General features: G+C 55.3%; 16 protein-coding genes. 8 read left to right on the forward strand and 8 right to left on the reverse strand.

What is annotated here, in order from left to right; all coding sequences use genetic code 11:
• From PPP56_RS02830 to PPP56_RS02840, 3 genes are all read right to left on the reverse strand, one after another.
• A partial coding sequence (locus PPP56_RS02830; RefSeq protein WP_353562517.1) for a phosphoribosylaminoimidazolesuccinocarboxamide synthase occupies positions 1-362 on the reverse strand: 362 nt, incomplete at its 3' end.
• A 28-nt stretch (positions 363-390) separates the two neighbouring features.
• Complete coding sequence (locus tag PPP56_RS02835; protein WP_353562518.1) at positions 391-1,425, reverse strand: LacI family DNA-binding transcriptional regulator; 1,035 nt, start codon at positions 1,423-1,425, stop codon at positions 391-393.
• Positions 1,426-1,684: 259 nt separating this feature from the next.
• Positions 1,685-2,527: a bifunctional hydroxymethylpyrimidine kinase/phosphomethylpyrimidine kinase gene (locus PPP56_RS02840; RefSeq protein ID WP_353562519.1), complete on the reverse strand. Its 843-nt coding sequence runs from the start codon at positions 2,525-2,527 to the stop codon at positions 1,685-1,687.
• Between the two features lie 316 nt (positions 2,528-2,843).
• Here PPP56_RS02840 and ribA point away from each other — a divergent pair, with 316 nt between their 5' ends.
• Genes ribA through PPP56_RS02860 form a run of 4 tightly spaced genes read left to right on the forward strand, consistent with a single transcriptional unit; the run spans position 2,844 to position 6,502 of the window.
• Entirely contained in the window at positions 2,844-4,214 is a 1,371-nt protein-coding gene (ribA, locus tag PPP56_RS02845) for a GTP cyclohydrolase II (protein ID WP_353562520.1), read from the forward strand.
• Positions 4,207-5,205 carry a zinc-dependent alcohol dehydrogenase gene (locus PPP56_RS02850; protein WP_353562521.1) on the forward strand — a complete coding sequence of 333 codons (999 nt, stop codon included), beginning with the start codon at positions 4,207-4,209 and terminating at the stop codon, positions 5,203-5,205. Before ribA ends, PPP56_RS02850 begins: the two co-directional genes overlap by 8 nt.
• A gap of 2 nt (positions 5,206-5,207) precedes the next feature.
• A complete protein-coding gene (locus PPP56_RS02855) occupies positions 5,208-5,606 on the forward strand; it encodes a 6-pyruvoyl trahydropterin synthase family protein (protein WP_353562522.1) in 399 nt (132 codons plus the stop codon).
• Positions 5,603-6,502, forward strand: coding sequence for an SAM-dependent methyltransferase (locus tag PPP56_RS02860; RefSeq protein WP_353562523.1), 900 nt, complete (start codon positions 5,603-5,605; stop codon positions 6,500-6,502). Before PPP56_RS02855 ends, PPP56_RS02860 begins: the two co-directional genes overlap by 4 nt.
• 107 nt (positions 6,503-6,609) lie before the next feature.
• Here PPP56_RS02860 and PPP56_RS02865 read toward each other — a convergent pair whose 3' ends face one another.
• From PPP56_RS02865 to PPP56_RS02880, 4 genes are all read right to left on the reverse strand, one after another.
• The gene (locus PPP56_RS02865) at positions 6,610-7,470 is read right to left on the reverse strand and encodes a tyrosine-type recombinase/integrase (protein WP_353562524.1); all 861 of its coding nucleotides are present in this window, start codon (positions 7,468-7,470) and stop codon (positions 6,610-6,612) included.
• A 565-nt stretch (positions 7,471-8,035) separates the two neighbouring features.
• Positions 8,036-9,244: a baeRF7 domain-containing protein gene (locus tag PPP56_RS02870; protein WP_353562525.1), complete on the reverse strand. Its 1,209-nt coding sequence runs from the start codon at positions 9,242-9,244 to the stop codon at positions 8,036-8,038.
• A 195-nt stretch (positions 9,245-9,439) separates the two neighbouring features.
• Entirely contained in the window at positions 9,440-10,078 is a 639-nt protein-coding gene (locus PPP56_RS02875) for a cyclase family protein (RefSeq protein WP_353562526.1), read from the reverse strand.
• 51 nt (positions 10,079-10,129) lie between these two features.
• A complete protein-coding gene (locus PPP56_RS02880) occupies positions 10,130-10,360 on the reverse strand; it encodes a hypothetical protein (RefSeq protein WP_353562527.1) in 231 nt (76 codons plus the stop codon).
• Between the two features lie 227 nt (positions 10,361-10,587).
• On the opposite strand from PPP56_RS02880, the gene PPP56_RS02885 reads away from it, so the two are divergent.
• The 4 genes from PPP56_RS02885 to miaA all read left to right on the forward strand — a co-directional run bounded on the left by PPP56_RS02885 (position 10,588) and on the right by miaA (position 14,380).
• Positions 10,588-12,141, forward strand: a complete 1,554-nt coding sequence (locus PPP56_RS02885; protein WP_353562528.1) for a phytoene desaturase family protein — start codon at positions 10,588-10,590, stop codon at positions 12,139-12,141.
• A gap of 48 nt (positions 12,142-12,189) precedes the next feature.
• Positions 12,190-12,957, forward strand: a complete 768-nt coding sequence (locus PPP56_RS02890; RefSeq protein ID WP_353562529.1) for a lycopene cyclase domain-containing protein — start codon at positions 12,190-12,192, stop codon at positions 12,955-12,957.
• Positions 12,958-13,179: 222 nt separating this feature from the next.
• Entirely contained in the window at positions 13,180-13,404 is a 225-nt protein-coding gene (locus PPP56_RS02895; protein WP_353562530.1) for a hypothetical protein, read from the forward strand.
• Positions 13,405-13,438: 34 nt separating this feature from the next.
• Positions 13,439-14,380 carry a tRNA (adenosine(37)-N6)-dimethylallyltransferase MiaA gene (gene miaA / locus PPP56_RS02900; RefSeq protein WP_353562531.1) on the forward strand — a complete coding sequence of 314 codons (942 nt, stop codon included), beginning with the start codon at positions 13,439-13,441 and terminating at the stop codon, positions 14,378-14,380.
• Here miaA and PPP56_RS02905 read toward each other — a convergent pair.
• On the reverse strand, positions 14,308-14,790 hold a 483-nt coding region (locus tag PPP56_RS02905; RefSeq protein WP_353562532.1), incomplete at its 5' end, for a class I SAM-dependent methyltransferase. The two genes, miaA and PPP56_RS02905, sit on opposite strands and share 73 nt — an antisense overlap.

The raw sequence follows: 14,790 nt of genomic DNA on the forward strand, positions 1-14,790 counted from the left end.
CGGTAGACGCGCCAGGCATGACCCGCGAGGTACCCACGCACGACAAACTCAATGGGGATAGGTGTGCAGGCGGTGCCGATTGTCACGTTCGGGTCAGGTACCGCCCGTACATGGTTGGGAAAGACATCTGCCGTCTTTTCAAAGAAGAAGGCAGCAAGCTGATTCAGCACCTGCCCCTTGAAGGGAATGGCCTGAGGCAGGATGTGGTCAAAGGCCGAAATCCGGTCGGTAGTAACCAGGGTGAGCAGGTCGCCGTCGCGATATGTGTCGCGCACCTTGCCTTCGTAACGCGTGCCCCACTCCGGAAAGTCGGTTGCTGTAATGCAGTGGGAGAGCTGCTTGGCAATACGAGAGCGGTCCATGTCGGAACAGGGGGGATGCGTGAGAGGATCAGGCTGAGATGGTGTGATCGCTGGACTTACGTATGTGCAGTTCGTGCTGTACCTGTTCGTTCACCGTTGGGAAGTCTTCCCGGTTCAGGCGACGAAGAAGGGTCTCTGCAGCTTTTTCGCCAACGTCGTGCATGTTCTGAGCAACACTGGAGAGACCAATAAACCGGCTGATCTTGATGTCGTCGTAGCCTACGAGCGCAAAGTTTTCAGGAACGGAGAGCCCAGCATGGCGAATTGCCTGCCAGGCGCCCACAGCTTGCACGTCGCTACTGGCAAAGACGGCGGTCAGGTCGGGATGCGTATCAAGCAGTTTCTGCATCGCTTCGTAGCCCGACTCTTCACTGAACCCGTCGTGCTTTTCGGTTTCGCCCCATGCAACGCGCGACTTGTCGAAGGCAATGCCGGCCTCTTCAAGCACATCACGATAACCGCGAACACGCGCGTTTCGCACATGCGTATCATGAGGGGTCGTGATCATCCCGATTTTGTGATGGCCCTGCTCAATTAGATGACGGACCGCAAGCTCAACGCCGACTTCATCTTCCCAGTAGTACGAGTCCATCTTCTCCCACTTGCTCCCGATCATAACAACCGGGGCACCAAGGGCACGAAGCTCGTTGGCGACCTGCGGGTTGTAGCGCAGTCCGGTGAGAAGAAGGGCATCCATTGCTCCGCGCGCCAGGAAGTTGCGCAACGTTGCTTCAGGATCGGACCAGGCCAGATCACAGAGCAAAAGGTCTACCTCACCAATATCGAGGCGACTGCGAACACCCTTGAGGAGTTCGTTGTGAAACGGCGTCGTAAAGGTGGGGACGGCCACTGCAATGGTACGTGTGGCCCGTTGGGCGAGCGACTTCGCCGTACGGTTCGGGCGAAATTGCAGCTCTTCTATAGCGCGGAGCACCCGCTCACGGGTGGCATCCGATACGTCGCGCGAGTTATTGAGCACTCGCGACACGGTTGAGATGGCTACGCCGGCCGCGTCGGCTACGTCGTAGATGGTCGTTTTGTCGGATTCAGAGGAAGGAGTCATAAGCTGTTAGGGCATCACCGAGGAAAAGGTTGGCCGTGTGCCCATAGGGTACAGGTCCGAAACAACATATAACAGCCTGGCCTCTATGGAATACGATATTTTACGGTATCAGTACGTAGCAAGTACTGATGCAGAGACCTGGTTTGCAAGCGTATCGAAAGCAAACGCAAGTCTATGCAAGAAATCGAAACACGTTATAAGACGTATCAGGAAGACAAGCGTTCGGAACCGCCTGCACAACCCGTTCGTGATTCGCCTATTACGATGGTATGGAGGCGCTTTCGTGCTGACCAAAGACGTCGAAGAACCGGACAGATGCGCGCTCTTCCGACGCGCTTTTAACTGCGTTCAAGGTGTCGGCCATGCGACGCTTCGATGCCTGAATGGCATCTGTCAGCGGTATGCCCTGATGCAGGCGGGCAAGTAGGTCAACAAGATAGGCGCTCGATCGTCCACTGATGGTTGCATTCGTCTCTACGAAAGGAGCCTCAAAGAGTGCCATCTCGTCTTCGTACCACAAGAGGTCGAGCGCAAAGTTCGGCGGCTCGCTCTCACGCTCAAAGAAGTGGGTGGGTAGACGTCCACACCGCAGCAGCACGGCAGCAGCTCCCTGCTGACTGATGCGCTGCACGGCCACCTGGGCATCGTCGAGCGTAGGAATTTCCATGCCGGCAAGGAGTTCGGCGTCCCGTAAGCGCACGGTCACGAGCGATACACGGCTCATGATGTTAGTGAGTGATTCGATTGTACTGGGCTCTGCAATGTCTTCGCCGCTGGGCCCGCTCAGCGTTACGTCCAACACCGTGGGGCCATCAAATGCATCGTGTTTCAGCAAGCGGTCAACAGCACGCACCGAAGGCGTAGATCCAACGATGCCGATTTTGGCTGCGTTTGGGATCACCGTATCGGGCGTATCCGAAGACAGGAGGTGCTCTAACTGGGCATGCACCGTATCTGAAGGTACGTTGAGCACGTCGGTCACGGTGTTATGACTTGCCACGATATGAGCGGTGCACAGGGAGAGCGGAGTGCCACCAACCGCCTGCGCAGCTCGAATGTCGGCATTCAGACCACGTGCGTACCCGGTATACAGGGCATTCATGAGAAGAGGAGTGAAGGCGTCTGAGCGTGTTACAGAGTCCACAAACAGAAGTAGAGGCCAGTGATGGAGAATGAGCAAACAGGGGCGCGCGTTACAACATAGTTGGGAGCGCCTCGAAGACGGCACGTAACATCCCCGGGCACAGGCGGGTTGCTATGTCGTACGGATACTCATAGTCATACGCTTTGGCTTTGGTTCGCGCAGTGTGGCTCTTGCATATTGAGCTATATGTATATGCTCATTAAAAGGCTACTGCACGCTTTGCACGCAACGGTTTACACGTATCACCCTTAACGATTCACGTACTACACGCTGTATGAATGCTGCTTCGGTTCGGCGCCTAACAACGGCTCGCATCCCCACAGTTGATGGCCCGTTCTCTCTGATGCTCTATGAGAACGACCTCGATGACAAAGATCACCTTGCGGTGGTCTATGGAGATGTGGAGGGGGCCGAAGATGTGCTCGTTCGGATTCACTCGGAGTGCTTTACGGGTGACGTGCTCGGGTCGCTACGGTGTGACTGTGGCGAGCAGCTCAATACATCGATGCGTATGATTGCTGAGGCGGGGCAGGGGGTTATCCTCTACCTGCGCCAGGAGGGGCGGGGCATTGGGCTGCATGACAAGCTGCGCGCATACAACCTTCAAGACGAGGGGTACGACACGGTCGAGGCGAACCTGATGCTCGGGCATGAGCCCGATGAGCGCGATTACACGGTAGGGGCGCTCATGATCCAAGATCTTGACATCGAATCAGTCCGCCTCATTACGAACAATCCTGCAAAGATCGAAAGCCTGCGTGAGTATGATGTGGACGTTACCGAACGGGTGCCGATTGAACCGCATCTAAACCGGCACAACTCTTCATACCTCGAAACCAAAGTGGAGCGGATGCGCCACATGCTGCAGATGGATGCCCATCCACCAAGCGGCGATGGCTACGCGAACCCGCACAGCGCAGACCTGCAGAGCCTCAGGCAGCAAGCCCGTCACTATGCGGAAGCACATCAACAGGCGTTTATCACGCTCAGCTATGCACAGAGCCTCAACGGGGCCATTGCAGGGGCCGCCTGCGAGCCCGTTCGTATTAGCGACGCCGCTTCGATGGATCTGACTCACAAGGTACGATCCGTTCACGACGGCATTCTTGTGGGCATTGGAACCGTGCTTTCTGACGACCCACGTCTCACCGTGCGGCGCGTGCCCGGCCGTGACCCGCGGCCTATCATATTGGATACGAACCTCCGCTGTCCTGCAGATGCGCAGCTGCTGCAGGCCGATCCTAAGCCCCTCATCTATACGACCTCGTCTGATGAGGGGCGCATCCAGGCGCTCGAAAATGCTGGTGCTGTCGTGAAATCTGTTTCTCCTGGGCCGGGAGGGGTGTCGCTGCAAGCGGTGCGACGAGACGCCTGGGAACAGGGCATCGCCTCAATTATGATCGAAGGAGGCGCGACCGTAATTCGGTACGTGCTTCAGGGCCAGCACGCGCAGAAGCTCATTGTAACGCTCGCACCGATGTATCTGGCAGGTATTGGTCCGTTCGATAGACGCACCAATGGCAGCACGGGCAGCGCGTCGGCGCTGGGACAATCGTTGCACGCAGCCAACCTAACAAACGTGACGTACCAGTGGGCGGGCGAAGACATCGTGCTTTTTGCAGATCCGGTGTGGGAAGATGCGTAGAACAGTTCTCCTTTTTAATGGCGATGGCACGACGCGTTTGGCCGAAGAGCCCCTTGAGGCACCCGAGGAGGGGGAAGTACAGGTAAAAACCCTCGCATCTCTTATCAGTGCAGGCACAGAGCGCCTTGTGTTGAACGGCAACATCGATGCGTCGCTCACCGACACAACCGCTGGCGGCTCGTCGTTTTCCTATCCTCGTACGTACGGGTATTGCTGTGTAGGACGCGTAACCGGCCGCGGGGCAGGCGTACCCGCCTCGATTCTTGGCAAACGCGTTTTCGGGTTTTTGCCCCACGCTACGCACCATACCGTAAGCGCCGATACCTTATACGAGCTGCCAGATTCAGTGGGGACGCACGATGCTACGTTCATACCAAATGTAGAAACGGCACTTAGCATCGTGTGGGACGCGCAGATAGGCCCGGGATCGCGCGTCGTTCTTATCGGTGTGGGGCTCGTGGGCACACTTGTTGCCCGGATGTTGCAGCAGATTCCTGCCCTCGACCTGCTCGTGGTAGACCGTCCTGACCCGCTCGATCGTCACCCACATCTGGGGGATACGGTCCGCCGGTGCACATCGGACGCTTTCAGTAGCGACGTGCTTCCGAGTGCATGGACCAACGGCCCCGATGTGATCATCGAACTGAGCGGGGCGCCCGATATGCTGCAGCGAGCACTCAACGCCTCAGGACAAGAGACCCGCGTTGTGCTCGGATCGTGGTACGGCACGAAGTCCGCAATGCTCGACCTTGGAGCAGCGTTTCACCGCAAGCGGCTCACGATAGCTGCTACACCGGTTAGCACGCTTCCTGCACGACGCAAAACGCGGTGGTCGAAGCCGCGTCAGCTTCAGGCCGCTATTCAGCTGACCGAAATGCTCTCTCCATCAAACAACAGCGTAGATCGCGTCTCATTCCGAGAGGCCCCATCAGTCTATGCACAACTGCAATCCTCTTCGCTTGCACACCCAACTATACTTACCTATAGATAAATATGTACACGCTTACCGTTAAAGATGACTTAATTGCGCAGCATTATCTCACTGTTCCGAACTGTGGACCGGAGAATGAATGGCATTCTCATCACTTTGAAATAGAGATCATATTGGAGTCAGAAGATCTGAATAAGTGGGGGTATGTCTGTGACATCGATGATGTCAAGAACGCAATAGATGATATTAAAAATCGTTTTTCCGACAAGACCTTGAACGAGATAGAAGCCTTTGCTGGACTCAATCCGAGTGTAGAGCACTTCGCACGGATTGCCGCCGAGGATATTCGGAACTCTTTGGATGACGAGACACGTGCTCGGTGCCATACCATGCATGTCCGCATTTGGGAAGACCAGGAAGCTGCCGCCCAGTATACCACCACCCTTTCTGCCGACGCATGAGCGTATTCCGACGCGAAGATCACACATTTGAGTACCCGCGCTACCTGAAAGCGCTACAGCCTGTGAGTGCGCGAGCACAGCACCCAGCGCTCCGCCGCGCCTTTCTGGACAAGCTTTGTGATCGGGCCGCCGCCCTTGATCGTCCGCTTCGCATTCTTGAAATCGGGGCCGGGCGAGGCGACCAGATGAAATGGATGATTGAGGCACTCAGAAGGGCGTCCATTGCTTTGCACTATGATGCACTGGAGCCAGATCCGACCAATCGGTCTGTCGTTGAAGAAAAAGTATGCCAAATAGAAAAAGGATCTGATTCAATAATAAAAGTACTGCCAATTAAATTTTTTGATCACTACAGAAACATAAGTCAAAAAAACAAATCAGGCACTTACGATGTCGTGATGGCACGTTCCGTTATAGATCTTATGCCGGTCGACAAAATGCTATCTAAAATAAAAAACATAGCAAATAAAAATATAACTGTATATACTCCTTTAACTTTTGCAATGACGACCCGTCTTGCCCCAAGCGCTCCTAAGAATGTCGAACCAATAGAAAAGCGTATAATCGAAAACTACCATCATTCGATACAAGAAAAAACAAACTTAAATTTAGGCCAATATCCATCACACGAAGTCGTAAACTGGGCAAATCGGATCGGTCTGTCTGTTATGGTTCGTGCATCTGACTGGGCAATAGTGCCTTCTAAACAAGCATACTCAGGTGATGAGGCATATGCCTTGCAATCTATTTTGGCATTTGTGTACGATGAAGCTAAAGAAAGTGGCGTTGTACCTGAGGGAGCACTCGACAAGTGGTGGTCGGCACGGCATGAGATGCTCCGTGAAAGCAGACTCATCTACACGGCAAACCAGTTCGATATACTTGCCTATCAATGAGTAAGCAACATTCACCTCGCTCCGAATCGTGCCTCTGGTGGTAGGGAGAGAGGAGACAAGAGGCCATCTGCGTTAAATAGCCATAACGATCGGTTTAGAAGGGCTATCTACAGGTTAATGCGGTCCGCGGCGCTGTCGCGCAGCTTATCGCGCTGGTGAATATAGGCCATTGTGGTGTCGATGTCCTTGTGACGTGCGTGGCTCTTCACCTGCTCGATAGAAGCACCGCCTTCAAGGGCAAGCGTACATCCGGTATGGCGCAGGGCATGGGCCCCGATCTCCTCAAGTCCGGCGCGCTTAGAGGTGCGGCGCACCATTCGGTAGATCGCGTCGCCGGTGATGCGATCGCCTCGGTTCCGGTTACTGCATGACCGCCAGAGCGCACCACTCTCAATTCCATAGTGCGCCTTCATGTCATCGATTGCTTCTACAACATGGGCAGGAATCTTAACGTATTGATCGGCACCGCCTTTAGTGTCAGGAAGGTCAAGTACCCAGTAGTGTCCGAGCGGTCGGACGTGCTCAACATCCATAGCAGCTGCCTCAGAGCGACGCAATACACAGTGCAATAAAACCATTAATAATGCACGATCTCTCTTCGCGGCTTCGCCGGCATCGTCGGCAGCGCGAATAAGCTGCTGAGCTTGATCTCGCGACAGGAACGTGATGGAGCGATCTTTTGCGTTGGTTCGGCGGACTTTCCGAATAAGGGCAGCGTCTGCCGGATTGCGCGAGATGATCTCCAGAGCAACCAGCCAGTCGAAGAAGCCACGGATGGCCGAAACGCGGCGCTGGATGGTTGATGCTTTGCGATCATCCTGTTCAAGTTCGCGCAGATGGCGATTTACGTGCATGAAGGTGGCTTTTCGGGCGAGCGGGAGCTGCACGTCATCGGTCCCGAAAAATTGCACGAGGTCGTTCTCGTATGCCCGGCGCGTCTCAGCACGTTCATAGCGCGTAAGGTACACGTCAAGAAGGTTAGTTGACGCATCAACCGAAGTATGTACAAGAGGTGCATCTGCAGATGGCCCGGGCTCGGCAGTATCGACAGATATAAGGGCCTCAGACGGACGAGCGGCATCATCCGACGATGCGCCTGCTGACTCATTCGCAGATTCGCCTGCAGATCGGGTGCTCGTAGGCGCGTTTTGTTGCCCCGTATCCGCACCTTGGTACACTTCGGGCGTCTCTGACGGGGGGCTCTCAGAATCTGATCTGCTGGGATTCATGTTGAAGTGTAGTTTGCGTGAAGAAAATTCGGGTTTCGTGCCTTAATTCTCTATTCCTGATAATGCTAATTATCGGGAATCGAGAAGCAAAGTATGAAATGGGACACTTCTCTATGGGTTTCCTCCAGGGATCTGCCAGGTTGGGTCAATTCCTTTATATCAGATGGATCGGAGATGAGCCTCCACAAGATGAGCCTCCACAAGGAGACAGTCCAACTGCCATCAGGTCTTTAAAAGAAAAAGCGCGGCTGTCCGTCTATGGACAACCGCGCTCTGTCGTGCGTTTTAGCTTACGGGAAACCTACTACCCTTCTTCGGTCGCCGACACGTCAGCCGGGTAGCGGAAGACCGCTGCAACGAACTGTCCATTCGGCATATTCTCTGGACGGAGCGCATATACCGTGGCTCCGTTCAGGTGCGCGTGGACCGCAGCATAGTTGAGCAGGTCGTAGTCCCCCGTTTCATGACTACCGTGCAGTTCGACCGTGTTGCTTGATGGATCGAAACGTCCCCATCGGTATTCGTCGATTGGAACGAAGAGCGTATCTACCCGCCCGTAAGCACAAGCCGGCACGATCTCGTGGAAGTTTCCAGAGGCCAGGTTGCCATTCTGGTGGTAGTGCTGGTCGAAGACTTCGAGTGCTTCCTGCTGTGTTGCTTCAAAGATTGGCTCTACAATCGACCACGCCTTCTCATGAAGCTCTGTCGGACGCAGGTCTTCCGGGTTGCCCGCCACAACATCGTTCTCGACGAGGTGCGCGTAGCTGTTCACTTCTCGGTACATCGGAAGGTATTCGGAGACACCAGCGATGAGAAGCGGGGCGTCCTCATCCGCAAGATACTTCATGACGCCCTCGTCGACCGACCGAAAGAACTGTTTGATCTCCGGCTTTACAGTACGACTGTTATCGTCTTTGTCATGCGGGTGGCCATGATAGACCTGGTCGGTTCGTCCGCTCGGAGTACGATTCGCGGTGCGATGCTGAACCTCGCGTTCGGCATCGTCTACAACGCCTGGTGACGATTCTGTCAGGCTGCCCGGAATCTCTCGCGCATCTACCTCACCGATCGATTGGTGGGTGCCCTGAAAGAGCTTTACATCGTTTTGACTCAGGGCGAGCACGAAGAAACGGTTATTCGACGCAATCAGTGGGAAGAGCGGCTTCAAGTGAAAGTGATCGCCCGCCGTCACAAACTCATCGAACTGGAGCGGGAGCCGATATGTCTGTAGTCCATCGGCCGTCAGAAACAGCGCAACGCCGTTACTAACCTGACGCCAGAAGGTCGTATCATCAGCCAGTGCGCGTGCCGGTTCAAGAAGTACATCAATTTCGTTTTCACGATGCCCCTGCTCACGGAGAATGTCGCGCGCCTCGGTAAGCAAGTTCTTGTACCGAATGGTGTTCTGCGACCAATCGGACTCGTTGCGCATCGTTTCCATATACAGGCTAACGTATACCTCGCTTTCATGCTCTGCAAGTGCACGAAGGGTGGCACGATCGAATGTATCCATAGTCGCTGTGGGAGATAAGTCTACAAATCGGCGAACAGGCGCACGCGGCAATACGCGTGCAGCAATACCTTGATGCTTTTCGTGTTACGGGTGCTTACCGTACAAGGTTGTTATCAACTGTTATCAACTCTTCCTTGGGAGTGCCAAATTAACTAAAAGAGTGTCTATGGTGCAAAAGAGCATTGAATAAACTTTCTATCCCGTAAAGAGCGTGGTATCGGCATGCAAAACAGCACGTACAGGAGCCGCATCGCTTCCTGCAACTGGCATGGGGAGCGCAACCAACGAGTACGTGCCGGCCTCAACATGTCCCAGGCGCAGGTTCTCGATATTCACGATGTGTGCCTCATTTAACGCATGGTGTGCATCAAGACCAGTGCTATCTGCGGGATCAACCGAAGGAGCATCGGTGCCGACCAGCTGAATGCCCTGTTCGGCCATCCACTGTACCGCATCCAGTGAGATCGCGGGGAATGCGTCATTCCAGGACGTATCAGACCGATGACTGCAGACAGTTTTTAGAAGGATGCGGGGCGTCTCGCATCCCACAAGGTGACCAGGCTGAACCGCAGGTGTGCCTGCTGGAATGGAAACGACCTCGGCGGGACCGATGAATGTGCCCAGCGTCCAAGAGTCCGTAGTTGGCCCGTCTGAATTGACATGATACGGGGCATCGGCGTGCGTGCCAACATGCGCACTCTGGTCTATGGCTGAGCAGTTCACACTGTCTCCGCTGGAAATCTGCAAGGTGTCGCGACGCGAGAAAGGGACGTCGCCCGGCCAGGCTGCAATGCTGGCATCCAGTAGCTGCGATATGTCAATCCATCTGTTCATACAAACGTATTGTGTGAGAACGACGCCGGCATCGGGGAGACTCTCTTGCGATCAGTTAACATTCCACTTATCGGAAACGGGCTCACTTACGGGACGATCCTCAACCGGCACACGGTCGCGTCCGTTTGTTGGTGGCGGCGGGCCCGGATCCCATGACGGCCGCCCCCCTCCTCCTCCGTCGGAGCCCGAATCGTCGTTCCAGATCAGATGCCAGAGCGCAAAGAGCATCAGGATCGGACCGAACGCGACAAAAAATCCAAGTACTTGCGAAATCCAGTTCATAGCAGCACGCGGAATTGGGGTACACGTTGCGTAAAGTAGCTCGCCCGTTTACTACTCTTTTACAGTTGTATATAGAGTCCACGCAAATTAGCGGGCCCCGGTTTCGTTGTTTGTCAAAATACGAACATCTGGAGCTTCTATTCCATGTGTCTGGTTTGCATATTTTGAAAGGCAGAGTTGTGGCATATGTTTTCGGCCCGCTCTACCGTCCGCAGTCCTTATAATACATGGACCCTATTTGTATCGTGGATTTTGATGTTGTCGTTGTTGGAGCCGGGCATAACTCGCTTATCTGCAGTGCCTATCTGGCTCAGGCCGGATACAAAGTCGGTGTATTTGAGCGTCGTGACATTGTGGGCGGCGCCGTATCCACCAAAGAGATTGTACCGGGCTACCGGTTTGATCTGGGGGGAAGCGCACACATTCTAATCCGTCTAACACCCATCGTTGACGAGCTTGAGCTTGAACGGTTTGGGTTAGAGTATATCGATCTCGATCCGCTCTTCTTTGCTCCATTCGGGGATACCCCAGTATACATCTACCGTGATGTGGACCGAACCGTCCACGAGTTGAACCAGACCTTTCCGGGCGAGGGTGACAACTACCGTCGCTTCATCGACGACTGGTCCGGGTTTGCACGGACCATGCGTGACATGTTCTTGCGGGCGCCAAGTCCCTTTCAGTTAGGCAAGAGCCTTGTACTGGGCGAGTCGTCGAAGCTTGAGTGGCAAGACGAACTTCGGACTATCATGCGTCCATATGGCCATGTTGTTAGCGAGTACTTTGACAGTCCTGAGCTGCGCGCAATGCTTATGTGGATGGCCGCCCAGTCGGGTCCGCCTCCAACCGAGCCTATGACCGGCCCTTTCGTGCTCTGGCACCCACTCTATCACGAAGGCGGTGTGGCTCGTCCGAAAGGCGGGTCGGGTATGCTCACGCAGGCCCTGCGTGCACACATTGAAGCCCACGGAGGGGCGGTACATACCAGTGCAGCCGTAAACGAGATCGTGGTACGTAACGGCAAAGCCGTCGGCATCCGCAGTGAGCAGGGCGATGCCACCGCTCGCGCTGTACTATCGGGGGCACATATCTTAGAGACGACGACCCGGCTCCTGCCCCAAGAGCACCGCCCCGACAACTTTGCCAAGAAAATACGCGTGGGGAACGGGTTTGGTGCAATGCTGCGGCTGGCGCTCGATGCTCCGGTCGAGTATGCAGCTGCTCCTGGCGTTAAGGCACGCACAGGACTACAGCTCCTGTGTCGCTCGCCTGAGCAGCTCAGCCGAGCTTATGGTGAATACCTGGGAGGACACCCCTCCTCTGACCCGCCACTGGTTGCGATGACATTTAGTGCGGCCGACCCGACCCTTGCACCTGAAGGACATGAGGTGCTATGGCTATGGGGACAGTATTTCCCGTATGAGCTTGCAGACGGGCAGTCTTGGGATGTGATTGCAGACGATGTCGCAAATCGTCTCATCGACACCTTCGAGACGTTCGCTCCGGGCATGCGTGAACATATCGTCGGAGATCTATTTCAGCATCCTGCATGGCTTGAGAAGCATCTTGGACTCTTTCGAGGTAATGTTATGCACGTCGAAATGAGCATTGATCAGATGTTCAGCAACCGTCCCGCCATGGGTTGGTCTCAGTACAAAGCGCCTCTGTCTGGCCTCTACCTTACGGGAGCCAGCACGCACCCTGGTGGTGGCATTATGGGCGCCTCGGGTCGCAACGCGGCCCGTGTACTCCTGCGCGACCTCGATCGTCATCGCGTATAGGTTTCCTACCCCGGCTCATCCACTCCTTCGCCTGCCCCCCTTGGCCTTATGACGCTCTCTTACCTCGCTTTCCATCTCATATTTACGATTCCGCCCATCGTGCTGATGCTGGCCACCGTGCCCCGTCCGCTTGGTGGAGTGGGCGGACGACGTGGGCGCGTGGCTATTCCCCTGCTCTGTCTCATTGCGTTCGTGTACACTACGCCTTGGGATAACTACCTCGTTGCCAATGAAGTATGGTGGTACGGCCCCGATCGCGTGCTATTTACCATCGGGTATGTACCTATAGAGGAGTATGCGTTTTTCATTCTACAGCCTATCTTGACCGGCCTCTTTCTCTATCACTATCTGGCGCGGACTACCGAGCGACGGCCCCGTGTAGACGCAGCTCGCTGGATTGGCGGGGGGATCTGGACGCTTATCTCAGTTGTCGGGTGGTGGATGATTCTGTCCGGGAACGACTCGTTCCTGTACATGGGGCTCATTATCGGATGGGCCGGGCCTATTATTGCGTTCAAGTGGTTCTATGACGGCCCCCAGCTCTGGCAGTATCGGCGCACCATGGCCTGGACGATCGGAATCCCCACTGTTTATCTCTGGATTGCTGATGCAATTGCAATCAATAACGGTATATGGACAATCTCGCCGGAATACACCATTGGTATCGAACCGTTTGGGTTGCCCGTTGAAGAGGCAACCTTCTTTCTGGTAACCAACATCATGGTCGTACAGGGAATTCTGTTGTTTCTGGATGACGCACCTGAGCTCCTCGCTTCCGATCCAGCACCCTCAACACAGAAGAGTCCTGCTGGATGATGAGTTGTGTGGGGGCGTTTTACACCCAGTTCCTCTGTCTTCTTCGCTGTCGTATTCCCTGGCGTTTCTTCTTGACGGTATAAAGTGACCCTCACCTGCTCTCATTTGGCCAGCACGCGTGAGGGCCTATCCTTTTTGGCCACTCATGAAACGGAACCGGCGCCCGCGAATATGAGGGTAATGTGAACGCTAACACGCCGTTGCATCTTATCTCCTTGCTTCATGCTCTTGCTTATCGAGGCGCTGTTTGTCCTTTCATGCCTGCTGGGGCTCGTCGTCATGATATACATCCATAAGCAGTATCCGAAAGGCATTGATCCATCCGACGACGACTCGGGAGATGGTGGGTTGCCTCCCGGTGGCGATTCTGTCCCGGTTGGTCCCGCTCCAGGTATCACGGTTCACCAGCCCGACGAACAACCGGACACGCCACGCGTGTCGTCATAGCGTGTTCGTCACCGCGCTTTAACGACATGGTATCATGTTCTCGTCGCCCACGGGCCCGTTTCTCTGCATTGTAGGACCTACGGCTGTTGGAAAAACCGCACTCAGCCTGTCGCTTGCCCATCGATGGGATGCTGAGATTGTATCTGCCGATAGCCGGCAGATCTATCGTGAGCTCACAATCGGAACGGCGAAGCCTACACCAGATGAGCGCGAAGGTATTCCGCACCACTTTATCGATGAGCGTTCGTTAAGCGAGCCCCCCTATTCGGCCGGTGCGTTTGCTGATGACGCTAACGCACGCATCCGCCAGATCGTTGAGCGAGGCCGGGTCCCGATTATCGTTGGGGGCTCGACACTCTACATCCACGCGCTGCAGGAGGGTCTTGCCGACATCCCTGATGTCGACTCATCTGTTCGGGAGCGCTTGGAGACACGCCTTGATGAGGAGGGGGCACAGGCACTCTACGACGAGCTCCTCGAAGTAGACCCGGCACAGGCCGCCAAGGCAGATCCGACGAAGACGCATCGGGTCATGCGAGCACTGGAGGTCTATCATGGCACGGGGCATACGCTCACCTCCTTCTACGAAAACCAGCCGGAGCCGCCGTTCACCTATCGAACCGTGGTGTTACATCGCGACCGGCAGCGGCTCTACGATCGTATCAATGAGCGGGTTGACCGGATGCTCGATGCTGGCCTTCTGGATGAGGTGCGGCAGGTCATGGGCGGACCGGTGAACCTCGATGAACCGCCGCTTAGCACGATTGGCTATCGCGAACCGATTCAGCACCTGCAAGGTGCGTATGATTACGACGAGATGGTGCGTCTTATCAAGCGCAACACGCGGCGATATGCAAAACGCCAGCTTACGTGGTTCCGGCGTTACGACGACTACGTATGGCGTCACCCCAATGAGGTGTCGGTAGAGGCGCTTGCACGCTGGGCAGGCCGCACAACGAGCACTGCCCATGGATGAAGCCGCCCGGGGATTAGCTCTTTGCGCACAACCTGGCCGCCTTGCGCCTGCATCCAAGACATCCAGCCGTCCAGACTGCGGTAGGTTTCCGGATGCGGCGGCGCCATCGTTCCACCTGAGCGTACGGCATTTACGGCAGCATCTGTCCACCCCAGAAGGCGACGCTGAAGTGGATGATAGGCTACGGACTCCAGCACAAGCACGTGGCGACTCACACGCAATGCTTCTTGCATGACCTGCTGCGGATCGTCGGCATGGTGCAACACAAAGCTGAGCAGTGCGGCGTCGAATGCATCGTTGTCAAAGGGAAGTCGGGTCGCTGTACACTGCACAAAGGAAAGATTCGCCTGCAGGGCATTGTGCACGTCGGTGAGTGTCACGTTCATGCTGTAATGCTCATGGATGTACGC

It is taken from the genome of Longimonas sp. (assembly GCF_040409695.1).
Lineage (GTDB): Bacteria > Bacteroidota > Rhodothermia > Rhodothermales > Salinibacteraceae > Longimonas.